The 23,764-nt window shown below is 68.5% G+C and carries 26 protein-coding genes; 21 read left to right on the top strand and 5 right to left on the bottom strand.

The annotated features are described in order from the left end of the window. Window positions 1-25: 25 nt before the first annotated feature. Complete coding sequence (gene lepA, locus ACWGO6_RS11880; RefSeq protein ID WP_136042874.1) at window positions 26-1,879, top strand: translation elongation factor 4; 1,854 nt, start codon at window positions 26-28, stop codon at window positions 1,877-1,879. A gap of 30 nt (window positions 1,880-1,909) precedes the next feature. Continuing rightward, window positions 1,910-2,374: a DUF1990 family protein gene (locus ACWGO6_RS11875; RefSeq protein WP_136042873.1), complete on the top strand. Its 465-nt coding sequence runs from the start codon at window positions 1,910-1,912 to the stop codon at window positions 2,372-2,374. 251 nt (window positions 2,375-2,625) lie between these two features. Here the strand turns inward: ACWGO6_RS11875 and ACWGO6_RS11870 are convergent, their stop codons facing one another. After that, window positions 2,626-2,979 (bottom strand): GIY-YIG nuclease family protein, encoded by a 354-nt coding sequence (locus tag ACWGO6_RS11870; RefSeq protein WP_136042872.1) that lies wholly within the window; start codon window positions 2,977-2,979, stop codon window positions 2,626-2,628. 392 nt (window positions 2,980-3,371) lie between these two features. Between ACWGO6_RS11870 and ACWGO6_RS11865 the strand changes: the two genes are divergently transcribed. Both ACWGO6_RS11865 and hemW read left to right on the top strand, forming a co-directional pair. Continuing rightward, on the top strand, window positions 3,372-4,025 hold the full coding sequence (locus ACWGO6_RS11865; RefSeq protein WP_136041993.1) for a DUF1990 family protein: 654 nt from the start codon (window positions 3,372-3,374) through the stop codon (window positions 4,023-4,025). Next, a complete protein-coding gene (gene hemW / locus ACWGO6_RS11860) occupies window positions 4,025-5,242 on the top strand; it encodes a radical SAM family heme chaperone HemW (protein WP_136041994.1) in 1,218 nt (405 codons plus the stop codon). The genes ACWGO6_RS11865 and hemW overlap by 1 nt, the downstream gene beginning before the upstream one ends. A gap of 19 nt (window positions 5,243-5,261) precedes the next feature. On the opposite strand, the gene ACWGO6_RS11855 is transcribed toward hemW, so the two are convergent. Continuing rightward, a complete protein-coding gene (locus tag ACWGO6_RS11855) occupies window positions 5,262-6,680 on the bottom strand; it encodes a carboxylesterase/lipase family protein (RefSeq protein ID WP_240745071.1) in 1,419 nt (472 codons plus the stop codon). A 103-nt stretch (window positions 6,681-6,783) separates the two neighbouring features. Here ACWGO6_RS11855 and hrcA point away from each other — a divergent pair, with 103 nt between their 5' ends. The 12 genes from hrcA (at window position 6,784) to ACWGO6_RS11795 (ending at window position 16,851) form a co-directional block, all read left to right on the top strand. Continuing rightward, window positions 6,784-7,815: a heat-inducible transcriptional repressor HrcA gene (gene hrcA / locus ACWGO6_RS11850; protein WP_136041996.1), complete on the top strand. Its 1,032-nt coding sequence runs from the start codon at window positions 6,784-6,786 to the stop codon at window positions 7,813-7,815. A 37-nt stretch (window positions 7,816-7,852) separates the two neighbouring features. Continuing rightward, complete coding sequence (gene dnaJ, locus ACWGO6_RS11845; protein WP_136041997.1) at window positions 7,853-8,968, top strand: molecular chaperone DnaJ; 1,116 nt, start codon at window positions 7,853-7,855, stop codon at window positions 8,966-8,968. A gap of 2 nt (window positions 8,969-8,970) precedes the next feature. Then, the gene (locus tag ACWGO6_RS11840; protein ID WP_136041998.1) at window positions 8,971-9,699 is read left to right on the top strand and encodes a 16S rRNA (uracil(1498)-N(3))-methyltransferase; all 729 of its coding nucleotides are present in this window, start codon (window positions 8,971-8,973) and stop codon (window positions 9,697-9,699) included. 63 nt (window positions 9,700-9,762) lie between these two features. Beyond that, window positions 9,763-10,113 (top strand): HIT domain-containing protein, encoded by a 351-nt coding sequence (locus tag ACWGO6_RS11835; protein WP_136041999.1) that lies wholly within the window; start codon window positions 9,763-9,765, stop codon window positions 10,111-10,113. 79 nt (window positions 10,114-10,192) lie between these two features. Next, complete coding sequence (locus ACWGO6_RS11830; RefSeq protein ID WP_240745075.1) at window positions 10,193-11,218, top strand: PhoH family protein; 1,026 nt, start codon at window positions 10,193-10,195, stop codon at window positions 11,216-11,218. Further along, the gene (ybeY, locus tag ACWGO6_RS11825) at window positions 11,215-11,673 is read left to right on the top strand and encodes an rRNA maturation RNase YbeY (protein WP_029261717.1); all 459 of its coding nucleotides are present in this window, start codon (window positions 11,215-11,217) and stop codon (window positions 11,671-11,673) included. The genes ACWGO6_RS11830 and ybeY overlap by 4 nt, the downstream gene beginning before the upstream one ends. Beyond that, window positions 11,670-12,965 carry a hemolysin family protein gene (locus tag ACWGO6_RS11820; protein WP_136042000.1) on the top strand — a complete coding sequence of 432 codons (1,296 nt, stop codon included), beginning with the start codon at window positions 11,670-11,672 and terminating at the stop codon, window positions 12,963-12,965. The genes ybeY and ACWGO6_RS11820 overlap by 4 nt, the downstream gene beginning before the upstream one ends. Continuing rightward, window positions 12,958-13,854, top strand: a complete 897-nt coding sequence (gene era / locus ACWGO6_RS11815; protein WP_168429529.1) for a GTPase Era — start codon at window positions 12,958-12,960, stop codon at window positions 13,852-13,854. Before ACWGO6_RS11820 ends, era begins: the two co-directional genes overlap by 8 nt. Window positions 13,855-13,908: 54 nt before the next feature. After that, complete coding sequence (locus ACWGO6_RS11810; protein WP_452326803.1) at window positions 13,909-14,436, top strand: RNA polymerase sigma factor; 528 nt, start codon at window positions 13,909-13,911, stop codon at window positions 14,434-14,436. After that, window positions 14,429-15,409 carry a hypothetical protein gene (locus ACWGO6_RS11805; protein WP_136042003.1) on the top strand — a complete coding sequence of 327 codons (981 nt, stop codon included), beginning with the start codon at window positions 14,429-14,431 and terminating at the stop codon, window positions 15,407-15,409. The genes ACWGO6_RS11810 and ACWGO6_RS11805 overlap by 8 nt, the downstream gene beginning before the upstream one ends. Continuing rightward, window positions 15,406-15,879 (top strand): hypothetical protein, encoded by a 474-nt coding sequence (locus tag ACWGO6_RS11800; RefSeq protein WP_136042004.1) that lies wholly within the window; start codon window positions 15,406-15,408, stop codon window positions 15,877-15,879. The genes ACWGO6_RS11805 and ACWGO6_RS11800 overlap by 4 nt, the downstream gene beginning before the upstream one ends. 15 nt (window positions 15,880-15,894) lie before the next feature. After that, a complete protein-coding gene (locus ACWGO6_RS11795) occupies window positions 15,895-16,851 on the top strand; it encodes a quinone oxidoreductase family protein (protein WP_136042005.1) in 957 nt (318 codons plus the stop codon). 1 nt (window position 16,852) lies between these two features. On the opposite strand, the gene ACWGO6_RS11790 is transcribed toward ACWGO6_RS11795, so the two are convergent. Beyond that, window positions 16,853-17,500 (bottom strand): hypothetical protein, encoded by a 648-nt coding sequence (locus ACWGO6_RS11790; RefSeq protein WP_136042006.1) that lies wholly within the window; start codon window positions 17,498-17,500, stop codon window positions 16,853-16,855. A 193-nt stretch (window positions 17,501-17,693) separates the two neighbouring features. Between ACWGO6_RS11790 and leuA the strand changes: the two genes are divergently transcribed. Continuing rightward, window positions 17,694-19,448 carry a 2-isopropylmalate synthase gene (gene leuA / locus ACWGO6_RS11785; protein ID WP_136042007.1) on the top strand — a complete coding sequence of 585 codons (1,755 nt, stop codon included), beginning with the start codon at window positions 17,694-17,696 and terminating at the stop codon, window positions 19,446-19,448. A gap of 58 nt (window positions 19,449-19,506) precedes the next feature. Here leuA and ACWGO6_RS11780 read toward each other — a convergent pair whose 3' ends face one another. Further along, window positions 19,507-19,878, bottom strand: a complete 372-nt coding sequence (locus ACWGO6_RS11780) for a VOC family protein (protein ID WP_452326802.1) — start codon at window positions 19,876-19,878, stop codon at window positions 19,507-19,509. A gap of 67 nt (window positions 19,879-19,945) precedes the next feature. Between ACWGO6_RS11780 and ACWGO6_RS11775 the strand changes: the two genes are divergently transcribed. Next, window positions 19,946-20,677 (top strand): TetR/AcrR family transcriptional regulator C-terminal domain-containing protein, encoded by a 732-nt coding sequence (locus ACWGO6_RS11775; RefSeq protein ID WP_136042009.1) that lies wholly within the window; start codon window positions 19,946-19,948, stop codon window positions 20,675-20,677. Window positions 20,678-20,686: 9 nt separating this feature from the next. On the opposite strand, the gene ACWGO6_RS11770 is transcribed toward ACWGO6_RS11775, so the two are convergent. Continuing rightward, a complete protein-coding gene (locus ACWGO6_RS11770; protein WP_136042010.1) occupies window positions 20,687-21,385 on the bottom strand; it encodes a trimeric intracellular cation channel family protein in 699 nt (232 codons plus the stop codon). 34 nt (window positions 21,386-21,419) lie between these two features. Between ACWGO6_RS11770 and recO the strand changes: the two genes are divergently transcribed. From recO to ACWGO6_RS11755, 3 genes are all read left to right on the top strand, one after another. Then, window positions 21,420-22,163 carry a DNA repair protein RecO gene (recO, locus tag ACWGO6_RS11765; RefSeq protein ID WP_136042011.1) on the top strand — a complete coding sequence of 248 codons (744 nt, stop codon included), beginning with the start codon at window positions 21,420-21,422 and terminating at the stop codon, window positions 22,161-22,163. Beyond that, window positions 22,160-22,963, top strand: a complete 804-nt coding sequence (locus ACWGO6_RS11760) for an isoprenyl transferase (RefSeq protein WP_136042012.1) — start codon at window positions 22,160-22,162, stop codon at window positions 22,961-22,963. The genes recO and ACWGO6_RS11760 overlap by 4 nt, the downstream gene beginning before the upstream one ends. Window positions 22,964-23,074: 111 nt before the next feature. Further along, window positions 23,075-23,749, top strand: a complete 675-nt coding sequence (locus ACWGO6_RS11755; RefSeq protein WP_136042013.1) for a DsbA family oxidoreductase — start codon at window positions 23,075-23,077, stop codon at window positions 23,747-23,749. The last annotated feature ends 15 nt before the right edge of the window (window positions 23,750-23,764 follow it).

Genomic DNA, 23,764 nt, shown 5'->3' with positions numbered 1-23,764 from the left:
CGCCTGACCGTAGAATCGAGGGGACATGTCCCCACGCGCTCTCACACCTCTTCAGCCTGCCTCGACGCCGGCTGCGCAGATCCGCAATTTCTGCATCATCGCCCACATCGACCACGGCAAGTCCACCCTCGCCGACCGGATGCTCCAGATCACCGGTGTCGTCTCGGATCGTGACATGCGGGCGCAGTACCTGGACCGGATGGACATCGAGCGCGAGCGCGGCATCACCATCAAGAGCCAGGCCGTGCGGATGCCGTGGGAACTCGACGGCCAGACCGTCGCCCTGAACATGATCGACACCCCTGGCCACGTCGACTTCACCTATGAGGTCTCGCGCTCGCTCGCGGCCTGCGAAGGCGCGATCCTGCTCGTGGATGCGGCGCAGGGCATCGAGGCCCAGACGCTGGCGAACCTCTACCTGGCGCTGGAGAACGACCTCCACATCATCCCGGTGCTGAACAAGATCGACCTCCCGGCCGCCGACCCCGAGAAGTACGCGAAGGAACTCGCCTCCCTCATCGGCGGCAAGCCGGAAGACGTCCTCCGCGTCTCGGGAAAGACCGGGGTCGGTGTCGAGGAGCTGCTCGACCGGCTCGTGCAGGAGATCCCCGCCCCGAAGGGCGATGCGGATGCGCCGGCGCGCGCGATGATCTTCGACTCGGTCTACGACGCCTACCGCGGTGTGGTCACCTATGTGCGCATGGTGGACGGCAGCCTCTCGCCCCGCGAGCGCATCCAGATGATGTCGACCGGAGCGAATCACGAAGCGCTCGAGGTCGGTGTGTCGAGCCCGGAGCCGACCCCGACCAAGGGACTCGGCGTGGGCGAGGTCGGCTACCTGATCACGGGCGTGAAGGACGTGCGCCAGTCGAAGGTCGGCGACACGATCACCACATCACGCAAGCCCGCCTCCGATGCCCTGCCCGGCTACACCGACCCGAAGCCGATGGTGTTCTCGGGTCTGTACCCGATCGACGGCAGCGACTACGCGGAGCTGCGTGAGGCACTCGACAAACTGAAGCTCTCGGACGCGTCGCTCGTGTACGAACCCGAGACGTCGGTGGCGCTCGGGTTCGGCTTCCGCTGCGGCTTCCTCGGGCTCCTGCACCTCGAGATCATCACCGAGCGGCTCGCGCGTGAGTTCGATCTCGACCTCATCACGACCGCGCCCAGCGTGATCTACGAGGTCCTCACGAGTGACACCGGCGAGACCGTCACCGTGACCAACCCGAGCGAGTATCCGGACGGACGCATCGGCTCGGTCTCGGAGCCGATGGTGAAGGCGGCGATCCTGCTTCCCAAGGACTACGTCGGCACCGTCATGGAGCTGTGCCAGTCCCGCCGCGGAACGCTGCTCGGCATGGAGTACTTCTCGGAGGAGCGCGTCGAGCTGCGCTACAACATGCCGCTCGGCGAAATCGTGTTCGACTTCTTTGACCAGCTGAAGTCGAAGACGCAGGGGTATGCCTCGCTCGACTACGAGCCCTCCGGACAGCAGGAGGCCGACCTGGTGAAGGTCGACATCCTGCTCCAGGGCGAGAAGGTCGACGCGTTCAGCTCGATCGTCCACCGTGACAAGGCATACGCCTACGGCACGATGATGGCCGAGCGGCTGCGCAAGCTCATCCCTCGCCAGCAGTTCGAGGTTCCGATCCAGGCCGCGATCGGTGCGCGCATCATCGCCCGTGAGACGATCCGCGCGATCCGCAAGGACGTGCTCGCCAAGTGCTACGGCGGTGACATCACCCGCAAGCGCAAGCTCCTCGAGAAGCAGAAGGAGGGCAAGAAGCGCATGAAGATGGTCGGTCGCGTCGAGGTCCCCCAGGAGGCGTTCATCGCCGCGCTGTCGGGTGACGTCGAGGGCAAGGACAAGAAGTAGCGCGTGCCGCTGCCGGTGTACGAGCGCGGGATGACACGTCATCCAATCGCGACTGCGCCTGATGGGATGCGGATCTCCGAGCACTCGACCGTGGTCGACCCGGCGGCACGCGATGCCGTCGCCGCGCTGGTGAGTTCGTGGGAGTTCAAGCGCCGCGCTGGGTTCGAGGTGCCTGACACTGCACCCGCGCCTGGGCTCGAGGGCACGCTCGCGAAGCGTCTCTTCGGCGTGCGCTTCGTCGAGCCGGTGAGGATCGTCTGGGCGGATGAGAGCGGGTTCGGGTACGAGACGCGTCCTGGGCATCCGATCTACGGAGAGGAGTCGTTTCGGATCGATGAGAACGGCGTGTTCACTGCGCGATCCATCTCGTCTCCGTCGACCTGGTTCTGGAGTCTGCTCGGCCCGGCGCTGCGCATGGTGCAGCGGGCGACCCACGCGCGCTACGTGCAGATCGTCCGGGATGCAGCCGCCGCTTCCCCCTCCCTGGGGCGCTGAGCTTCTCCCTCCCTGGGTCGCTGAGCTTCCCCCTGCCTGGTTTGCTGAGCTTCCCCCTGCCTGGTTCGCTGAGCTTCCCCCTCCTGGTTCGCTGAGCTTCCCCCTCCTGGTTCGCTGAGCTTCCCCCTGCCTGGTTCGCTGAGCTTCCCCCTGGCTGGGTCGCTGAGCTTCCCCCTGCCTGGGTCGCTGAACTTCCCCCTGCCTGGGTCGCTGAACTTCCCCCTGCCTGGGTCGCTGAGCTTGTCGAAGCGTCAGGTCGCGTCCCTGGGGTGCTGAGTCTCCGTCTCCCCGTGCCGCTGAGCGTGTCGAAGAGTCCCGACTCCGGTTGACCTCGACAGGGCTGGTAAGTCATGCCCACGGTTCTCGATGAGGGCCAGCTTCTTGCGGCGACTCCATCCCTGGAGTTGTTTCTCCCGGAAGAACGCCGCATCGACCGTCTCGAAATGCTCTGCGTACACGAGCACGACAGGTCGCCTTCGTCGCGTGAACTCTGCGGCGAACTGATCGTCGTTGTTGTGCTCCCAGACGCGCGCTTCCAGATCGCCGTTGGTGCTTCCCGTATAGAAGCTGTCGTCAGTGCACCTGAGGATGTATGTCCACGCCATGATCCATGGTCGCGCGCACCGAGATCGCCCACGACCGGGTGTGGATAACCGTGGCCCTTCGACAGGCTCAGGGACCCAGGGTGACAGGCTCAGGGGCCCAGGGGCGGCCCTTCGACAGGCTCAGGGACCCAGGGTGACAGGCTCAGGGGCCCAGGGGCGGCCCTTCGACAGGCTCAGGGACCCAGGGGTGACAGGCTCAGGGGCCCTAGGGCGGCCCTTCGACAGGCTCAGGGACCCAGGGGTGACAGGCTCAGGGACCCAGGGGCGACAGGCTCAGGGACCCAGGGGTGACGGGCTCAGGGACCCAGGGGCGACGGGCTCGGTACCCGGGATGTGTCGCCGTGCGGCGCGTGGGGGTGTTCGCCCAGGTAACGGGAAGTAGGCTGGAACTCATGCGGCGCGGGACTTTCCGAGACGACACGGTGGACTATGCGGCCGTGGGTGCGACCCACGCGCCCGATCTGATGCAGTACCCGCCGGAGCGCAGCATCCCGGCGGAGGAATCCTGGCGGATCGGCAGCGGCCTCGAGCGCTTCCAGACCGCCGGTGACGCGCTCCTGTCCTGGACGGCTCAGCGCGCGGCCGGACTCTCCGTCGAAGACGTGCGGCCAGCGCCGGGTCCCGCCTATGCGGGGGTGAGCTTCGACGCCGAGGGCAACCCGATCGCGCCGAGCAAGCGCGACGTCGAGCCTCGCTACGACGCGGAGGGAATGCCGTACGTGGGCGCGGGGATGACGCTTCATCTGCGTGGGCGCGTCGGAAGCATGCGTGCAGACGCGGAGCTTCGCGTGATCTCCGTGACCGAGGAGACCCGCCGCATCGGCTTCGTCCTCGGCACGGTCGGCGGATCGGTCGTCCGCGGCGAAGAGTCGTTCGACGTCGACTGGCGGGAAGACAACGACGAGGTCTGGTTCACCGTCCGCGCGTTCGACGCTCCCCATGCGCTCGCGTACCGGCTGGTGCCTGCGCTCGTCAAACGCCGCCGTCGTGAGCTCTTCGCGCGCTACCTCCGCGCGATCTCGCCGCTGTACGCGACCCCCCTGTGATGGCGGGACCGCTTCCTCTGGGAGACCCTGCGCCGGCGGACGGGCATCTGCCCGACGACCTTCCCGTCGACACGAGCGTGCCGTTCTCGGCCTACCTGCACATCCCGTTCTGCACGGTGCGCTGCGGCTACTGCGACTTCAACACGTACACCTCGACCGAGCTCCGCGGCGCCAAGCAGGAGGACTACGCATCGACGCTGGTCTCCGAGATCGACCTCGCCCGCCGGGTGCTGGCCGACGCGGGAGCGCTACGGCCGATGGACACCGTCTTCTTCGGCGGAGGGACGCCCACGCTGCTGCCGGCCGGCGACCTCGCTCGGATGCTGGAGGCTGCGACCTCAGCCTTCGGATTGGCGGAGGGCGCGGAGGTCACCGTCGAGGCGAATCCCGATACGGTGACGCCCGCGGTCGCGCGCACGCTGGCCGCCGCCGGTGTCACGCGGATGTCGGTCGGCATGCAGTCGGCCGTGCCGCACGTGCTCGCCTCCCTCGACCGCACACATCGGCCTGAGAACGTGACCACCGCGGTCGCTGCGGCGAAGGACGCCGGTCTCGCCGTCAGCGTCGATCTGATCTATGGGGCGCCGGGGGAGTCGCTCGCGGATTGGGAGGCCTCGCTCGACGCGGCTCTCGCGCTCGAATCCGACCACATCTCCGCGTACGCCCTGATCATCGAGGACGGGACGAAGCTCGCCCGCCAGATCCGCCGCGGAGAGGTTCCGACCCCCGATGACGATCTGCAGGCCGACATGTACGAGCTCGCCGATGCGCGTCTCGCGGCGGGTGGCTTCGACTGGTACGAGGTCAGCAACTGGGCGCGTACGCCCGAGCAGCGCTCGCGACACAATCTCGCATACTGGCGGGGGAGCGACTGGTGGGGCTTCGGCCCCGGTGCGCACAGCCACGTCGCCGGGCTGCGCTGGTGGAACGTGAAGCACCCCGCGGCGTACGCACAGCGGCTCGCGGCATCCGAGTCGCCCGCAGCAGGAACGGAACGGCCGGACGCCGAGTCGCGGACGCTGGAGCGCATCCTGCTGCTGAGCCGCATCCGTGAGGGGATCGCGGTTGACGAGGTGCCCGCCGCGAACCGGAGTCGCGTCGCCGGGCTGATCGCCGACGGGCTCGTGGACCCGTCCGCCGCCATCCGGGGCCGTGTCCAGCTCACGCTGCGCGGTCGACTTCTCGCGGATGCCGTGGTGCGGGAGCTCACCGACTGACCCCCTGATCGGGGGCGGTTCAGCCCGGGAGCAGATCCATCCCCGTCGTTCGGCGCTGTGGCAGCGTCGCACTCGTGGCATCGAAGATCCGCGTCTGTCGGCCGGAGCCGTACACCGGCCAGCCCGGGTCGCCGTTCGTGACGAATCCGATCCAGGCCGCGTTCATCTCGTCCGCGAGCGCCTGCGGCGCGCCGGGGCCCGCCAACCGCACCGTCTCGTCGTCCGTGAGGCGATCGAACACGAACCCGAGCTCCAGTGCGTGCGCGGCGCGCAGATCGCGAACCGGGCTCGGCCACGCGAACTCGTACACGTGGGTGAGATCCGGCCGTGCGGCTGCCAGGCGGCTCAACGGCGCCCGCAGCAGTATGTCCGTGACGAGCTGCCCGAACACCTCGCCCGTGCTCGCTCCGGGGAAGGCCGCACGGTACGCGCGCACCGCACGTCGTGGGATGCGGGAGAGGATCCGCGCGGCCTGCAGCTTCAGCTCGCCGATCCCGGCCAGTGCTTCGGGTGGGAACCACAGGCGGTACTCGTCGGTGTTGCTGCCGATCAGGATCGGTGTGTCGATCTCGCCGAGCACCTCGTGCGGAGAGCGGGGCAGGCTCTCCGGGTCGATGGCGAACTGGAAGCCGGGAGCTCCACCCAGCGGAGAGGATCCGGCGGACTGCGCCTTCCTGGCAGCGAGCAGCTGTTCGGGCGAGACCTCGGCGAACGCGGCGCGGTCGGCGCGGACCCCGAGTCTCTTCGCGAGCTGCGCGGTCACCCGGCCCGCCTTCTTCACCGGTTGCGCAGCGAGCGGCCCGGATTCGATGATGGCGCGATGGATCGGCGCGCGGGAATCCTCTCGCGCGAGAAGCCCGGCGACGATCGCCCCGCCGGCGGATTCTCCCATCGCGGTGATCTGCGCCGGATCGCCGCCGAAGGCGGAGATCTCGCGATGCACCCACGCCAACCCCGCGGCGGCATCGCGCAGGCCCAGGTTCCTCGGCGCATCCTCGAGCACCGAGAATCCCTCCGATCCCAGACGGTAGTTGATCGAGACGAAGACGATCCCCGCCTTCGCGAACACCGTGCCGTCGTAGAGGGGCAGAGCGGCGGTGCCGCGCTCCAGCGCGCCGCCGTGGATCCACAGAAGCACCGGTGCCGCCGAAGCCCCGATCGGCGCCCAGACGTTGGCCGTGAGGATGTCGTCGCCGTCGATGCGCACCGAGCCGAGGAGCTCGCCGATCGCGCCGGCATACGGGAGCTGTGGCGCAGTGGGGCCGAACTGCGTCGCCTCCCGGATGCCCTCCCACGCGCGTGCCGGCTGTGGCGCTCGGAACCTGTTCTCCCCGAACGGCGGTGCGGCATAGGGGATGCCGAGGAAACGGGCGACCCCCTCCTCTTCGGAACCGCGCACGGCGCCGGTCGACAGCGTGGTCTGAGGCGAGGAGGTCATGAGCGTCATCCTAGGGTCGGGTGTCCGCGGTACGGAGAATCCGGAGCTGCACGGGGTAGGATTGGCACTCTGAACGTCCGAGTGCCAGCGGAAGGGAAGGGCGATGGTCACAGAGCGAGGACTCCAGGTTCTCCGCGCGATCGTGCAGGACTACGTCGAGACCCACGAGCCCGTCGGCAGCCGCTCCATCGTCGACCGGCACTCCTTCGGCGTCTCGGCGGCGACGATCCGCAACGACATGGCGCTGCTCGAGGATGAGGAGCTCATCACGGCTCCGCACACCTCGTCCGGTCGGGTGCCGACCGACAAGGGCTACCGCGTCTTCGTGAATCACCTGGCGCAGTTGCGGCCGCTCTCGTCGGCCCAGCGCTCGGCGATCGAATCGTTCCTCGGTGAGCCCGCCGACCTCGACGATCTGATGGTGCGCACCGTGCGGGTGCTGACGCAGCTCACCGGTCAGGTCGCGCTCGCGCAGTACCCGTCGTTCGCACGGGCTCATGTCACGCACGTCGAGCTGGTCGCACTGGCGCCCAATCGACTCCTCATCGTGCTGGTGACGGACGCCGGCGGTGTGTCGCAACGCGTGGCGCTTTTGCCGGAGGCCATCGACGAGGCCGAGATGGCGGTGCTGCGTGCGCGCATGGCCGCCTTGATCACCGGCCACGGCATCGGCGAGGCCTCCGACCGGCTCCAGACCCTGCTGGCCGCGGAAGACGCTCCGAAAGACCTCGTGCTGCGCGCGATCGCGAGCGTCGTCATGGATGAGCTCGGCGGGTTCCGACAGGAGCGTCTGGTGATGGCGGGAGCGGCCACGCTGGCCCGCCGTGAGCAGGACTTCCGCGGCAGCATCCATCCGCTCCTCGAGGCCATCGAGGAGCAGGTGACGCTGCTGCGGCTGATGAGCGAGATGGTGACCGACGAGCACGGGCTCGCCGCCAGCATCGGCACCGAGAATGCGCCGTTCGGTCTGGGCGAGGCATCTATCGTCGCCAGCAACTACGCCGCACCCAGCGGCACCGCGCGCGTCGGCGTGATGGGGCCGACGCGGATGGACTACCCGAGCAACCTCGCTGCGGCGCGGGCCGTCGCCCGCTACCTGTCGCGGATGCTCGACGAAGACGAGGCCGGCCGCTGACGCGGTCGCGCCGGAAGACACACGCAGAAAGGCGATTGTGGCGGACCACTATGAGGTTCTCGGGGTGTCCCGAGACGCTTCCACCGACGAGATCAAGAAGGCGTATCGACGCCTCGCGCGACAGCTGCACCCGGACGTGAATCCCGGTGAGGATGCGGCGGAGAAGTTCAAGCTCGTCACGCACGCGTACGACGTGCTGAGCGACGACGAGTCACGGCGCCGCTATGACATGGGCGGGGGAGACGGCGCTGCCGGCAACTTCGGCGGATTCGGCGGTTTCGGCGACATCTTCGAGACGTTCTTCGGCGCGTCCCAGGGCGGCGGTCGCGGGGCGCGACCCCGCTCGCGCAGGGAGCGCGGCCAGGACGCGCTCGTCCGTGTCACGCTCGACCTCGGCGACGTCGTGTTCGGTGCGCACCGCGACATCGACGTCGACACCGCGGTGCTTTGCGAGACGTGCAACGGCTCCTGCTGCCAGGAGGGGACCTCCCCGGTCACCTGCGACATCTGCGGCGGCTCCGGCCATGTGCAGCGCCAGGTGCGCAGCCTGCTCGGCAACGTCGTCACCTCCCAGCCCTGCGGCACCTGCGAGGGCTACGGCACCACCATCCCGTTCCCGTGCGGCACCTGCGGCGGCCAGGGTCGCGTGCGTTCGCGTCGCACGGTCTCGCTCGACATCCCTGCCGGCGTCGAGACCGGTCTGCGCCTCCAGCTGCCCGGCTCGGGAGAGGTCGGCAAGGCGGGCGGCCCCAACGGCGACCTGTACGTCGAGGTCACGGTCAACGCCCACCCCGCCTTCAGTCGGGAGGGCGACGACCTGCTGGCCACGCTCGAGGTGTCGATGACCGACGCGATCCTCGGCACCGAGACCACGATCCAGGGACTCGACGGCGAGGTCGATCTCGAGATCCGTTCCGGCGTGCAGTCCGGGGACGTCCTGACCATCAAGGGGAGGGGCATCACCCCGCTCCGCGGCACCCAGCGCGGGGACCTCCGCGTGGGCGTGCAGGTGCTGACACCGACCAAGCTCGACTCCGCGCAGCGCGCGCTGATCGAGGACTTCGCGAAGAAGGCCAAGGCACCGGATCCGCAGCTCGCGCAGTTCCAGCCAGGACTCTTCTCGAAGCTCCGCGACCGTTTCCGCAGCCACTGATCATGGCACTGCACTTCCTCGTGGAGTCCTCGGCGGGTGCCGGAGTCGGCGATCTCGTGTCGCTGACGGGCGCGGAGGCGAAGCATGCGGCCGTCGTGCGGCGGCTGCGCGTCGGCGAGGCGGTCACGGTCGGCGACGGCGCGGGTGTGTGGCTGACCGGTGCGGCCGAAGAGGTGTCTCCGAGCCGCGTCGAGGTGCGTATCTCCGACCGCGTCGAGCATCCGGCTCCGAGCCCGCGGGTCGTCCTGGTCCAGGCGCTCGCGAAGGGCGACCGCGATGAGCTGGCCGTGCAGGCGGCGTGCGAGCTCGGGGTCGACGAGATCGTGCCGTGGCAGGCGAGTCGCAGCGTGTCGCGGTGGGAGGGTCCGAAGGCGGTGAAGGGGCGCGAGCGCTGGGCGACCATCGTGCGCGAGGCCGCGAAGCAGGCCCATCGGGCCTGGGTGCCCGAGGTCACCGCCCCCGTCTCGACGAAGCAGCTCGCCGAACGGGCGGCTTCGCAGCGGATGCTGCTGCTCGATCCGACGGCCTCCGTGCGTCTCTCCGAGATCGAGGCTGACGGTCGTGATCTCGTTCTGGTCGTGGGGCCGGAAGGCGGGATCGCCGAGGAGGAGCTCGACTGGCTGACGGCGGCGGGGGCAGAACGCGTGCTCCTGGGCGACACGGTGCTGCGGACGTCCACGGCGGGCCCGGCGGCGATCGCCGTGCTGTCGGTGGCGCTCGGCCGCTGGTGATCCCGGTTCCGGCCGTCGAGGCCCCAGGGCGCCACGGGCGCGGTGATCAGTAGACTTGAGGGCATGACGGAACCCTCGATCTTCACGCGCATTCTGAACGGGGAGATCCCGGCCGAGATCCTCGGCGAGACCGATCGCCTGTTCGCGCTGCGGGACATCGCCCCGCAGGCGCCGGTGCATCTCCTCGTGGTCCCGAAGACCGCGGAGTACCGCGACGTCACAGAACTCGCCGCGGGGGATCCGTCGCTGCTGGCCGAGATGGTGGCGTTCGCCGGGAAGCTGGCCGCCGAGCACACGGAAGACGGCGACTTCCGTCTCGTCTTCAACACCGGCGCGAACGCCGGACAGACCGTTTTCCACGTCCACGCGCATGTGCTGGCCGGGGGATTGACCGAGAAGAGTGTCGGTGCCTGACAACAACGAACCGCAGGAGCGCAGTCTGGGCGGTCGACCGCCCGAGGCGGTCGAGAAGATCTACGCCGACGGCGTCGCCATGGTGCAGCTGCTCGGACCGCAGGACCGGCTGCTGCGGATGCTCGAGAAGGAGCACCGCGATGTGCAGGTGCTCGTGCGCGGCAACGAGATCACCCTCGGCGGCGACGCGGATGCGGTCGCGAAGGCGAAGGCCCTCGTCGAAGAACTGCTCGCCATGACGAGAGCCGGCCATGATCTGGCTCCGAGCGACGTCTCCAGCTCTGCCCGCATGCTGCGCCAGGAGGGCGGTCCGCGGCCGAGCGAGGTCCTGGGCGAGGCGATCCTGACCACGCGCGGCAAGGTGATCCGTCCGAAGACCCTCGGGCAGAAGGAGTACGTCGACGCGATCGAGGAGAACACGATCGTCTTCGGTATCGGCCCCGCTGGTACCGGCAAGACCTACCTGGCGATGGCGAAGGCCGTGCAGGCACTGCAGCGCAAGGAGGTCACGCGCATCATCCTCACCCGTCCGGCCGTCGAGGCGGGCGAGCGGCTCGGATTCCTTCCCGGGACGCTGACCGACAAGATCGATCCGTATCTCCGACCGCTGTACGACGCGCTCAACGAGATGATGGACCCCGAGATCGTGCCGCGCCTCATGGCGACGGGGACCATCGAGGTCGCGCCCCTCGCTTACATGCGCGGGCGCACGCTCAACGACTCGTTCGTGGTGCTCGACGAGGCGCAGAACACCACGCCCGAGCAGATGAAGATGTTCCTCACACGCCTCGGCTTCGGCACGCGCATGGTCGTGACGGGTGACATCACCCAGGTCGACCTCCCGCAGGGCTCCTCCGGACTCCGTCTGGTCACGCGCGTGCTCGACGGCATCGACGACATCCACTTCTCCCGTCTGACCAGCGACGACGTCGTCCGCCACTCGCTGGTCGGACGCATCGTCGACGCATACAGCGAGTACGACGAGAAGCGAACAGCACAGCGATTCGAGCGCGAGCAGGCGGCGGAGTTCGCCAACCGCGCCGACCGCAGGGGAGCGCAGCGCCCCGGACCACGCGACCGCATGCCGAAACGAGGACTCTCATGATCGAGATCAACAACGAGTCGGCCATCGACGTCGACGAGACCGTGCTGCAGCGGCTCACGGACTATAACCTGGCGCAGCTGCACGTCAGCCCGGATGCCGAGGTCGCGATCGTCCTCGTCGACGAGGGCGCCATGGAAGCCCTCCACGTGCAGTGGATGGACGAGCCCGGACCCACCGACGTGCTCAGCTTCCCCATGGACGAGTTGCGTCCGGGTACGGAGGACCGCCCCACCGCTCCCGGACTCCTGGGCGACATCGTGCTGTGCCCGCAGGTGGCCGAGGCGCAGGCTCAGGCCGCGCGTCACACCCTGATGGATGAGCTGATCCTGCTCACCACCCATGGTCTGCTCCACCTTCTCGGATTCGATCACGCCGAGCCCGACGAGGAGCGTGAGATGTTCGGACTGCAGAAGGAACTGATCCAGGGCTTCGCCGCGGCTGAACGTCGCCGATGACGGCCGCCCTCCTTCTCGTCGCCGCCGTCCTGTTGGTGGCGTTCGGCGGTCTCATGGCCGCGATCGATGCTGCCTACGGCGTCGCTTCCCGCGCGAATCTCGCGGACATGGCGACGGAGGGGCGCCGGGCCAAGGCGCTGGGGCGCATCGCCGCCGACCTGGACGCGCATGTCAACGCGGTCGCGTTCATCCGCGTGCTCGCCGAGGTGACCGCTGCGGTGCTGGTGACCGTCGCTTTCACGATGCTCATCGACAACAACTGGTGGGCGATGCTCGCCGCCGCGCTGCTGATGACGGCGATCACGTTCGTGCTCGTCGGCGCGAGCCCTCGGTCTTTCGGTCGTCAGCACGCGGAGGGCATGATCCGCGGCACCGCCTCTATCGTCCGCGGACTCCGCATCTTCCTCGGACCGCTCGCCCAGGCGCTCGTCGTGCTGGGCAACAGGGTCACGCCCGGCACGGGCCGCAGCTCCTTCGCCAGCGAGGACCAGCTGCTCAGCATGGTCGATGAGGCGGCATCGAACGACCTCATCGAGGAGGACGACCGAGACCTCATCCACTCGGTGTTCGACTTCACCGACCAGTTCGTCCGCGCCGTCATGGTGCCGCGCACCGAGATGGTGACCGTCGATGCCACCGCGACCACGGACGAGGCGATGTCGCTGTTCCTGAACCGCGGCGTCTCCCGGATGCCCGTCGTGGACGATGACGCCGATGACGTCGTCGGCGTGCTCTACCTCAAGGACCTCGTGCAGTTCGCGTATCGCGACGACAGTGCCTGGCGCGCCGCGTCCATCCGGCCGATCGCGCGACCGGCGACCTTCGTGCCGGAGTCGATGCGGGCCGAGACGCTGCTGCAGCAGATGAAGCGCGACGCCGTGCACGTATGCCTGGTGATCGACGAGCACGGCGGCATCTCGGGCCTCGTGACGCTCGAGGATCTGATCGAGGAGCTCGTCGGCGAGATCTCCGACGAGTACGATCAGGTATCCGCAGAGTTCGTCGATCTCGGTCACGGACGTTACCGCGTGAGTGCCCGTCTCTCCCTGGAGGACGTGGGCGACCTCTTCGGCCTCGAGCTCGAGGACGAGGACGTCGACTCGATCGGCGGTCTGCTCGGCAAAGCGCTGGGACAGGTTCCGCAACCCGGGGCGACGGCGACGGTGGAGGGCCTGGTCCTCACCGGAGGAGCCTCTCGCGGCCGTGGTCGCGGGATCGCGACGGTGTTCGTGGAACGTGCGGCAGGAGACCCTGACGCTTCGCAGGATGAAGGAGATCGACACGATGACTGACGACACCCGAAGCGGATTCGTGACCTTCGTCGGACGCCCCAACGTCGGAAAGTCGACGCTGACGAACGCGCTCGTCGGCGAGAAGATCGCCATCACCAGTGAGAAGCCGCAGACCACCCGTCGCGCCATCCGCGGCATCGTGAATCGCCCCGAGGGGCAGCTCGTCATCGTCGACACGCCGGGCATCCACAAGCCGAGGACACTGCTCGGCGAGCGGCTGAACGACCTGGTGGAGCAGGTGCTCGGCGACGTCGACGTGATCGGGTTCTGCGTACCGGCGAACGAGAAGGTCGGACCGGGCGATCGCCGTATCGCCGCGTCGCTCGACGGCTATCCGCGCGCCAAGAAGATCGCGATCGTGACGAAGACCGATGTCGCGGCCCGCGACGAGATCACCGAGCGTCTGCTGGAGGTCGATGCGCTGCGCGAGGACTGGTCCGCGGTGATCCCGCTGTCCGCACTGACGCGGGATCAGCTCGACGTCCTGTCCGACGAGATCCTGCTGCTGATGCCGAAGGGCCCCGCCCTGTATCCGGAGGGGATCACGACCGACGAGTCGCAGGAGGACCGCATCGCCGAGATGATCCGCGAGGCGGCTCTCGAAGGGGTCCGCGACGAGCTCCCGCACTCGATCGCGGTCGTGATCGACGACATCGCGCCGCGTGAGGGCACCGATCTCACCGACGTGCACGCGTCGATCGTCGTCGAGCGCGACAGCCAGAAGGCGATCATCATTGGGCACAAGGGCAAGCGGCTCAGCGAGGTCGGCGCGCGTGCCCGCGTCGGCATCGAGGCGCTGCTCGGCACCCGTGTGTTCCTCGGGCTGCATGTCAAGGTCGCGAAGGAATGGCAGCGCGACCCGAAGCAGCTCGGCCGGCTCGGCTTCTGAGATGAGGCCCGGTCACACGTCGATGGCGGCGGGAAGGCCGCCGACCCCGCAGACATGAGCTTCCGCAGCGATGACCCGAATCCGCTGCGGAACGAGGTCTTCACACGAGTCTTCGACGCTCACTGGGCGGCGGTCCGGCACCACGTCGAGGGCGTCGTCGGCGACGAGGAGGAAGTCACCGAGATCGTCTCCGAGGTGTTCCTGCACGCCTGGTCGCGATTGCGACCGGCGCGACCACCCGGTCGCGTCTGGCTGCTCCGCGCCGCTGATCGACGTCTGCGCTCTCGCTCGCGTCGTTCTTCGACGCCGAACTGCGCCGTCGACGCCGTTCACGGTGGAGTGACCGACGCCGACGAACAGCCGGGACCGGCAGGTCGCTCGGAGGTCGTTCGTGCTTTGGGTGTCCTCACTCCGGTCCAACGGCGTATCATCATGCTCACGTACTGGGATGGACTCGCGGTGGGGGAGATCGCGGAGTTGTTGCGCGCTTCTGAGTTCCGGGTACGCAAGACGCTGGGCATCGCGCAGAACCGTCTGCGCGATGAGCTGGGCCTGGAGGGGCTGATAACGGGTGATGACTGACAACGCCGTGCTCGAGCGGATGCTGATCGAAGCCGACCCTGCGCCGACCTCCCGTGATGCGCCACCCGATGCCCGTGCTCTCGCGACCCGCGACCGCATCCTCCGAAACGACGTGGCACCGAAGCGCCGGCGGGCGCAGACACTCGGCTGGGCCGGCGGGCTCACGGCCGTCGCCGCCTCCACCGCTTTGGTGATCGGGGTGCTCTCTCCGCAGGGCGCCGCCGTCGCGGGCACCCCCGCACCGCTCGAATTCAGTGGATCGAGCACTGTCGCTCAGATTGTCGACGACGCGGAGACAGCTCTCGCCGAGACCCCGGGGCCGACGGCGCCGATGCGAACCGTCAGGACTGCCTCCTGGGGCTTCCAGGTCGATGTCGACGCGAAGACCACGACAGTCGTGCCGCAGCTCTCGACCCTCGTGTGGGAACCGGACGGCTCCGGGCGAATGACCATCGTCGCGGGAGTGCCGTATGACCCTTCCGACGCGGTCGCCAGCAATGCCGCCGAGGTCTCGAGCAGCGGCGAGGTCGTCACCGATCTGGTGATGGAGCCGGGGGATTTCGACACTCCTTGGACGACGGTGCCCGGCGAGACACGTGACGACATGGTGGCGATGCTCGAGGCGTTCGGGATGCCGGCGGATCCCACCGCGTACGACGTCGGACTGGCGCTCACGTCGGTCCTCGATCAGTGGACCCTGACCGACGCCCAGCACCAAGAGCTGCTTCTCCTGCTCGAGGAGGCCGGGGGCGGTGAGGCTCTCGGGAACACGACCGACCGACTGGGGCGTGCGGTGACCGGTGTCCGGGCCCAGTCCCCGGACGGCGCCGTGAGCGACCTCGTCCTGGTGTCGCGCGATACCGGGCGGATCGTGGGCGTCGAGCGCACGGTGTTGAAGGACGATGACGTGTTCCCCGCAGGCGCGATCATCTCGTATCAGATGTGGGATCTCGATGAGGAGACCGTGCGATGAGACGCAGCTCGCTGCTGGCGGTCGCCGTGCTCGGGATGGTCATGACGCTCGGGGCAGTCCCCGCCACGGCCGCCGTTGAGGACGAGCGCGAGGTCGATCCCCTGGTCGCGGCGGTACTCGATGAGGTGCCGGGCGGGATCCTCATCGACGGGCGGCACGCGGTATGGCCCAAGCTTGGCATGGAACTCACCGTCCCCGCCTCGTCGGGGATGGCAGCGTGGTCGGTGGGCAGCTGCACCACCGGCAGGATCTGCGCCTACAACAGCACGTCGCTCGGTGGAGCGGCTCTCACGTTCGGCACCTGCGCCGTGCACACGATCCCGTCGAGTTTCTCGGTCAAGTCCGCTGCCAACGCGCGCAGCATCGGATACGTGCAGGTGCGCAATGGCTCGACCGTCCTGAAGACCGTGCCCGCCGGGAGCTGGAGCAACGTCTCCGGCACGGTCACCAACCTGCGCTGCCTCCTCTGAGCGGTGTCGCCGTCGATGTCGTCGGGAGAACTGCCGCTGGCGAAGCACTGGGTGGCGACCGCGCCGGGCCCGCCGGATTCGTGGGAGTTCGTCGAGGAGCGCCTGTCGGCACCCGGGCGCGGTGAGGTCACGATCCGGGTGTACGCGGCCGGCGTGAATCCTGCGGACGCGAAGCATGTCGCGTCCCGCCGCCCCGGCCTCGAGTTCCCTGTGCCGATCGGGTACGAGGTGTCCGGTGTGCTCAGCGCGGTCGGCCCGGACACCCGGATCGGCTCCGGTTCCGCGGCGATCGGAGGCGAAGTCGTCGCGTTCCGGGTGCGCGGTGGCTACGCGACAGAGGTCACGGTCCCGGCGGAGAAGGTCTTCGCGAAGCCGTCCACGCTCACGCACCCGGAGGCGGCGAACCTGCTTCTCGTCGGCACCACTGCGGCCGAGATGCTGGCGGTCACCGGGGCAGCGCCGGGGGAGACCGTCATCCTCCACGGCGCCTCGGGGGCGGTCGGCGTGAGCGTGCTGCAACAGGCCAGGCTCCGCGGCATCCGAGTGATCGGCACCGCGAGCAGCGACCGGTTCGACGAGGTACGGCGGTTCGGGGGAGAGCCCGTCCGCTACGGTCCGGGGCTCGCCGACCGGGTCCGGGAGGTCGCGGACGGACCGGTCGTCGCGGCGCTCGATGCCGTCGGCACCGACGAGGCCGTCGACGTGTCCCTCGACCTCGTCGCCGATCGCCGTCGCATCGTCACGATCGCCGCGCTGGGGCGCGCAGAGGCCGAGGGGATCCTTGCGATCGCCGGGTCGATGCCCGCCAGTGCCCGGTTCCGCGACGAGGTGCGCAGCGAGCTGATCGCGCTCGCGCAGAACGGCGACCTCGTGGTGCCGGTCGCCCGGACGTTCCCCCTCACCGATGCACGCGACGCCCATCGACTGCTGGCGTCCGGCCACCCCGGCGGCAAGCTCGCCCTGATCCCGTAGGTCAGTCGATCTCGCGCAGGGTCGACTCCACGACCACCACACCGTCGCCGTACTCGGCATCCATCGCATCCTGGATCGTGCCGTCGTCCCAGATGACCTGCAGCCAGACGTATCCACGCTCGCTCCAGACGGTGAGTGCATCCGCCCCGAGGCGGGCGGAGATGTCGTCCTGGACCCTGGTCAGCTCGTCCTCCGGCGTCGAGCCTTCGACGCCGCCCGTCGGATCCTCGGGAGCGACCGTGTCGTACAGCGCGAGCATGATCGGCGGGTCGGTCCGGGTGAGCCGCTCGCCGTCGTACGTGGCGTAGACGGCGTATTCGCCCCACGTCGTGTCACCGCTGGTCTCGCTGCCATCCACACCGTCCCAGGTCCACTCGTCCAGCGGCACGCCGGAGCACTGCGGTGGGTAGGACTCCATGACCGCCCCCGTGCACAGCGCGACGTCGCCCGCGTCATCCAGCACGGTGCCCACCCCGATGACGCGCCCCTCCGGCGGCTCGGGAAGCGCGTCCTCGAGGCGCTGGTCCGACGGGACGGTCGTGCTCGTCGGGGCCGCCGAGCTGCCGGGTCCCGCCGTGCAGGCACTCAACGTGAGGAGTCCGACGGCGGATGCCACGGCGAGGATCAGGCGACGCTGCGATGTGCTCATACGGGGGAGTGTCTCCGAGCGCCCGATCGTCTCAGACACGTCGAAACCGTCCGCACATGCCTGCTAGCATGACCACATGCCTTTCGGCGGTCTGCTTCTTCTTAGCTGCCGCGACGAGTCCTAAAGCTAGGGCCTTCCTCGTCGCGGCGCTTGTGTTGGCCCGTTCATCTTGACGAAGAGAAGAAGCCCCATCATGCAGAACACTCAGCGCCCGTCCGCGATGCCGATCCACAAGTACCGGCCGTTCCACGAGCAGATCTCCGTCCACCTGCCTGACCGCACCTGGCCCGACGCCCGCATCACCGAGGCGCCGCGGTGGTGCGCCGTCGACCTCCGCGACGGCAACCAGGCTCTCATCGACCCCATGTCGCCCGAGCGCAAGCGGGTCATGTTCGAGCTGCTCGTCAGCATGGGCTACAAGGAGATCGAGGTCGGCTTCCCATCGGCGAGCCAGACGGACTTCGACTTCGTGCGCCAGCTCATCGAAGAGAACCTGATTCCCGACGATGTCACCATCCAGGTGCTGACCCAGGCGCGCGAGCACCTGATCGAGCGCACCTATGAGTCGATCGCCGGCGCCAAGCAGGCCATCGTCCATCTCTACAACTCCACGAGCGTGCTGCAGCGCGAGGTCGTGTTCCGCACCGACAAGCAGGGCATCATCGACATCGCACTCGAGGGTGCGCGCCTGTGCCGCAAGTTCGAGAAGACGATCCCGGACACGAAGGTCTACTACGAGTACTCGCCCGAGAGCTACACCGGCACCGAGCTCGAGTTCGCCGTCGACATCTGCAACCAGGTGATCGAGGTCTTCGAGCCGACCCCTGACCGCAAGGTGATCATCAACCTGCCGGCCACGGTCGAGATGGCTTCGCCGAACGTCTACGCCGACTCGATCGAGTGGATGAGCCGTCACCTGAACCATCGCGAGAACATCATCCTCTCGCTGCACCCGCACAACGACCGCGGCACCGCCATCGCCGCCGCCGAGCTCGGCTACATGGCGGGCGCCGACCGCATCGAGGGCTGCCTATTCGGCAACGGCGAGCGCACGGGCAACGTCGACATCGTCGCGCTCGGCATCAACCTGTTCACCCAGGGCATCGATCCGCAGATCGACTTCAGTGACATCGACCAGGTCAAGCGCACGGTCGAGTACTGCAACCAGCTGCCCGTGCCCGAGCGCAGCCCGTGGGCCGGCGACCTCGTCTTCACCGCGTTCAGCGGATCGCACCAGGATGCGATCAAGAAGGGCTTCGAGGCGATGGAGGCCCGGGCGAGCGCCGAGGGCGTCACGGTCGACGAGATCGAGTGGGCGGTCCCGTACCTGCCCGTCGACCCGAAGGATCTGGGTCGCTCGTACGAGGCGGTCATCCGCGTCAATTCGCAGTCCGGCAAGGGCGGCGTCGCGTACCTGCTGAAGTCGGATCACGCGATCGATCTTCCGCGCAAGCTGCAGATCGAGTTCTCCGGTGTCGTGCAGGCCAAGACGGATGCCGAGGGCGGCGAGGTGACGTCCGACCAGATCTGGTCGATCTTCAACGACGAGTACCTGCCCGCCGACGACTCTGCGGCCAAGTGGGGGCGGTTCGAGCTGCTCGCGACCCAGACCCGCAGCGACATGTCCGGTGACGTGGTGCTCGACGTGGTGCTGCGCGACGACGACCAGCAGGTCTCGGTGTCGGGCAACGGCAACGGCCCGGTGGCGGCGTTCGTCGAGGTGCTGCGCGGTCAGGGCTTCGACATCACGGTGTACGACTACGTCGAGCACGCTCTCAGCGCCGGCGGAGACGCGCAGGCGGCCGCGTACGTCGAGCTGCAGGTCGGCGACCAGCGGCTGTGGGGCGTCGGCATCGACGGTGACATCTCGACGGCATCCCTCAAGGCGATCGTCTCGGGCGTCAACCGCTCGATCCGCACGCGTCAGCCGGAGCTCGCGGCAGTCTGACGGCCCTCACACGAACGCCCCCTCGGTGACGACCGAGGGGGCGTTCGTCGTCACCTGCTCAGACCCACTGGACGAGCTGCCAGACGAGGCCGTTCGGGTCGGCGAACTGGCAGTAGCGCTCACCCCATGGCTCGGTCTCCGGCGGAGTGATGACGCGTGCGCTCGTCGCGATGCGGGCGAACTCCGCATCGATGTCCGCGACGACGAACACGAGCAGTGTGCCCTGCCCTGCCGAGCCGGCGATCTCCTGAGGCCGGAACGTCTGCAGCCCGGTCTGCAGGAAGATGAGGTTGGGCGCGTCAGGATGCTGCAGGGAGACGAAGCCCTCGGCGGACATGGCCTCCTCGAATCCGAAGTGGGTCTTCGCGAAAGACGCCGAGGCGGCGACGTCGGGGACGTTGAGCGAGATGGCGGTCTGGGTGATGTTCACGGTGTCTCCTGTCTAAACTACGTACAACGTACATGGTTAAGTCGCCGCGTGAGAGGATTATTCCGATATGGCCAAGAATCTGGTGGATCTCCTCTGGCGGGATGACTCGGCTGCCGCCGGCGGGCGGCGCGGACCCCGGGCGCGGCATTCGACGGCGGAGGTCGTCTCGCGCGCGATCGAGCTCGCCGATCGCGGAGGCCTGGCCACCGTGACGATCCGCGCCCTCGCGCAGTCGCTCGAGCTCCCGCCTATGTCGATCTACACGCATGTCAACAGCCGCGATGACCTGCTGGTGCTGATGGTCGATCAGATGAACGCACGGATGATCGTGCGGTCGGTCGCGGGAGCCGGATGGTCCGATCACGTGCGCGCCGTGGCCGAGGACAACCTCGACCTGTTGCGCGGGCACACCTGGTTGGTCGACATCGCAGACCAGCGTGCCGCGCTCGGACCCGGCACGATCGCGAAGTACGACCGCGAGCTGCACGCGTTCGATGAGACCGGGCTGGGGGACGTGCAACGCGACGCCGCCCTGTCGTTCGTCCTGGACTTCGTGCGGGCCGCGGCGAGCCGGATGCGGGAGAACTCCGAGAAGGAGCAGCTCGGCGCTTTCTGGGCGGAGGCGGGACCGCGTCTGTCGACCCACCTCGGGGAGGAGCACCCGCTCGCGCAGTCCGTCGGTCGGGCCGCGGGCGAATCCCTGGGCGCCGCCTACGACGCCGATGCCGCGTGGGAGTTCGGCCTGGCCCGGGTGCTCGACGGCCTCCGCATCCTCATCGAGGAGCGGGCCGGGTCCTGATCCCGAGGCTCAGCTGTCGGCGCGGGGCTTGACGATCGCGATGGCGCCCGTCTCGGCGGCGACCTTGCGTCGATAGATGCGGCGCTGCTCCGGGAGGGAGACGTCGAACGTGACGGCGAGGATGCGGATCACGGTCGTCACGGCGATGCCGACGACCGCGGCGATCGTGATGGGCATGCCCAGCGCCACGGCGATGACGATGAACGTGCACCCGGCACCGGCCGCGACGGCATAGAGGGAGCCGACGTGCATGATCGCGGTCGGCAGCCCCATCAGCATGTCGCGGAGAACGCTGCCGCCGACGGCCGCGCAGACCCCGATGAACACCGCGGGCACCTCGGGGATGCCGAAGGCCAGGGCCTTGCTGGTGCCGAACGCACCGAACATCCCGATGACCACCGCATCGAGGACGACGATCGCGGTGTTCAGGCGGGTGAACAGACCCGCGAGGAGCATGCCGAGGAGTGCCGCCCCCGCCGCCGTGACGAGATACCACTGGTTCTGCAGGGTGGCCGGCGTCTGCCCGAGCAGGATGTCGCGGATGAGACCGCCGCCCATCCCGATCATGATGCCGATGATCGCGACGCCGAGCCAGTCGAGGCGTCGCTGACCTTGAAACCCCGATGCGAACATCGCGCCCTGGACCCCGCCCAGGCCGACGCCGAGCAGGTCCGCCCACAGCGGAATGGTGAAGAGCGGTTCGGTCACCCGACCATTCTCCCGTACGGAGGATAATCGAGGGGTGCCCACCTACCGAGACGAAGCGGTGATCCTGCGCACTCACAAGCTCGGTGAGGCGGATCGCATCGTCACCATGCTCTCGCGGCGCCACGGCAAGGTCCGCGCTGTCGCGAAGGGGGTGCGCCGCACGTCGTCGAAGTTCGGCGCCAGGCTCGAGCCGTTCATGGTCGCCGACGTGCAGCTGTATCAGGGGCGCTCGCTCGACATCGTGCAGCAGGCGGAATCGCTCGGCTCCTACGGCACGGACATCGCGGCGCACTACGACCGGTTCACCGCGGCGAACGCGATGGTGGAGACGGCCGACCGGCTGAGCGACGCCGAGGCCACCCCCGATCAGTACCTGCTCCTCGTGGGCGGGCTGAGGGCTCTGTCGCGCGGAGAGCACGTCGCGCGCAGCATCCTGGACTCCTATCTCCTGCGGGTCATGTCCCTCTCCGGATGGGCGCCCTCCCTCGATGAATGCGCGCGCTGTGGCACGCCGGGCCCGCACTCCCGGTTCGTCGCGCAGCTGGGCGGACTGGTGTGCACGAACTGCGCCCCGGCCGGCAGCCCGCGCGTCGCCGAGCAGACGTTGACCCTGCTCCGCGCCTTGATCTCGGGTGAGTGGGACGTCATCGACGCGTCCCCGCACGCCGACACCGCAGCCGCGTCCGGACTCGTCTCCGCCTACGCCCAATGGCACCTGGAGCGCGGCATCCGCTCGCTCGCCCATGTGTCGGACATCTCGTCGGAAGGACCACGATGAGCCCGAAGCCCTACACGCACAAGGATGCGGTGCCATACCGCCCACTGGATTGGACGGGCGTGCACCCGCCGGCGTTCCGGGCCGTGCCCGAGCACGTCGCGATCGTGATGGACGGCAACGGGCGCTGGGCCAACCGTCGGGGGCTCAACCGGATCGAAGGGCACAAAGCGGGCGAGGAGGTGCTGCTCGACGTCGTCGCCGGTGCCATCCAGGCCGGTGTGAAGCATCTCTCCGTGTACGCCTTCTCGACCGAGAACTGGGCGCGCTCTCCCGAGGAGGTGCGCTTCCTCATGGGTTACAACCGCGATGTGCTGCACCGCCGCCGCGACCAGCTCAACGAATGGGGGGTGCGCATCCGCTGGGCCGGCCGCAAGCCCCGTCTCTGGGGCAGCGTCATCAAAGAGCTGCAGCACGCGGAGCAGCTCACCCGCGGCAACGACGTGCTCACCCTCACGATGTGCGTCAACTACGGCGGCAGGGTCGAGCTCGTCGACGCGATGCGGGCCATCGCCGAGGACGTCGCCGCCGGTCGGGTGAAGCCGAAGGCCATCACCGAGAAGATGATCCGCCGGAACCTGTACGTGCCGGACATGCCCGACGTCGACCTGTTCCTACGAAGCTCGGGGGAGCAGCGCACCTCGAACTTCCTGCTGTGGGAGTCGGCGTACGCCGAGATGGTCTTCCTCGACACCCTGTGGCCGGACTTCTCGCGCGAGGAGCTCTGGCGCGCGATCGACATCTACCTGTCTCGGGACCGTCGCTTCGGCGGGGCGATCGACACCCCGGACGCTCCCGCCTGAGCCCGGAGCCACCGCTCGGTCTCGCGGGGATCCCGGAGTCGGACGATCGTGAGGTGCGGGAAGCGCAGGGGCCTCGGAATAGCTCATAGGCGCATGCGGTTGGATGAAAGTGTGACTGAACCCATCTCCATCGACATCTGGTCCGACATCGCCTGCCCCTGGTGCTACATCGGCAAGCGCAACCTCGAGAAGGGTCTCGAAGCGGTCGCCGCCGATGAGGACGCGCCGCAGGTCAACATCACGTTCCACTCGTTCGAGCTGTCGCCCGACACCCCGGTCGACTTCGACGGCGACGAGATCGACTTCCTCGCGGGGCACAAGGGCATGCCGCGGGAGCAGGTCGAGCAGATGCTATCGAACGTGACCGGTGTCGCGGCGAACGCGGGGCTCGAGTACCGCTTCGACATCCTGCAGCACACCAACACCGTGAAGGCGCACGAGCTGCTGCACTTCGCGAAGGCCGAGGGGCTGCAGCACGAGATGGAGGAGCGGCTCATGTCCGCCTACTTCACCGAGGGCAAGCACGTCGGGCGCATCGATGACCTCGTCGCCCTCGCGACTGAGGTGGGCCTCGACGCCGACCGCGCCCGTGCGGCGCTCGAGAGCGAGCAGTACCTCCCGGCCGTGCGTCAGGATCAGGCGCAGGCGCGGGCCTACGGCATCCAGGGCGTGCCGTTCTTCGTGGTCGACGGCCAGTACGGCATCAGCGGTGCGCAGCCGCCGGAGGCATTCGAGAACGTGATCCGCGACCTCTGGGCCAAGCGGGACGAACCCGTCGAGGCCTGAGATCGACGGCAACGC

It is taken from the genome of Microbacterium sp. NPDC055665 (assembly GCF_053618035.1).
The sequence above is the reverse complement of the archived record's forward strand: the minus strand, read 5'-3'. Positions and strand labels throughout refer to the sequence as shown.

Coding starts and splice junctions, on each gene's coding strand:
- leuA (WP_136042007.1), top strand. CDS start 17,694: ATGCAGAACACTCAGCGCCCGTCCGCGATGCCGATCCACAAGTACCGG.
- ACWGO6_RS11840 (WP_136041998.1), top strand. CDS start 8,971: ATGGCACTGCACTTCCTCGTGGAGTCCTCGGCGGGTGCCGGAGTCGGC.
- ACWGO6_RS11805 (WP_136042003.1), top strand. CDS start 14,429: ATGACTGACAACGCCGTGCTCGAGCGGATGCTGATCGAAGCCGACCCT.
- ACWGO6_RS11820 (WP_136042000.1), top strand. CDS start 11,670: ATGACGGCCGCCCTCCTTCTCGTCGCCGCCGTCCTGTTGGTGGCGTTC.
- ACWGO6_RS11835 (WP_136041999.1), top strand. CDS start 9,763: ATGACGGAACCCTCGATCTTCACGCGCATTCTGAACGGGGAGATCCCG.
- hrcA (WP_136041996.1), top strand. CDS start 6,784: ATGGTCACAGAGCGAGGACTCCAGGTTCTCCGCGCGATCGTGCAGGAC.
- ACWGO6_RS11865 (WP_136041993.1), top strand. CDS start 3,372: ATGCGGCGCGGGACTTTCCGAGACGACACGGTGGACTATGCGGCCGTG.
- ybeY (WP_029261717.1), top strand. CDS start 11,215: ATGATCGAGATCAACAACGAGTCGGCCATCGACGTCGACGAGACCGTG.
- ACWGO6_RS11870 (WP_136042872.1), bottom strand. CDS start 2,979: ATGGCGTGGACATACATCCTCAGGTGCACTGACGACAGCTTCTATACG.
- lepA (WP_136042874.1), top strand. CDS start 26: ATGTCCCCACGCGCTCTCACACCTCTTCAGCCTGCCTCGACGCCGGCT.
- ACWGO6_RS11810 (WP_452326803.1), top strand. CDS start 13,909: ATGAGCTTCCGCAGCGATGACCCGAATCCGCTGCGGAACGAGGTCTTC.
- ACWGO6_RS11790 (WP_136042006.1), bottom strand. CDS start 17,500: ATGAGCACATCGCAGCGTCGCCTGATCCTCGCCGTGGCATCCGCCGTC.
- ACWGO6_RS11775 (WP_136042009.1), top strand. CDS start 19,946: ATGGCCAAGAATCTGGTGGATCTCCTCTGGCGGGATGACTCGGCTGCC.
- hemW (WP_136041994.1), top strand. CDS start 4,025: ATGGCGGGACCGCTTCCTCTGGGAGACCCTGCGCCGGCGGACGGGCAT.
- ACWGO6_RS11795 (WP_136042005.1), top strand. CDS start 15,895: ATGTCGTCGGGAGAACTGCCGCTGGCGAAGCACTGGGTGGCGACCGCG.
- ACWGO6_RS11830 (WP_240745075.1), top strand. CDS start 10,193: ATGGTGCAGCTGCTCGGACCGCAGGACCGGCTGCTGCGGATGCTCGAG.
- ACWGO6_RS11855 (WP_240745071.1), bottom strand. CDS start 6,680: ATGACCTCCTCGCCTCAGACCACGCTGTCGACCGGCGCCGTGCGCGGT.
- ACWGO6_RS11760 (WP_136042012.1), top strand. CDS start 22,160: ATGAGCCCGAAGCCCTACACGCACAAGGATGCGGTGCCATACCGCCCA.
- ACWGO6_RS11800 (WP_136042004.1), top strand. CDS start 15,406: ATGAGACGCAGCTCGCTGCTGGCGGTCGCCGTGCTCGGGATGGTCATG.
- ACWGO6_RS11875 (WP_136042873.1), top strand. CDS start 1,910: ATGACACGTCATCCAATCGCGACTGCGCCTGATGGGATGCGGATCTCC.
- era (WP_168429529.1), top strand. CDS start 12,958: ATGACTGACGACACCCGAAGCGGATTCGTGACCTTCGTCGGACGCCCC.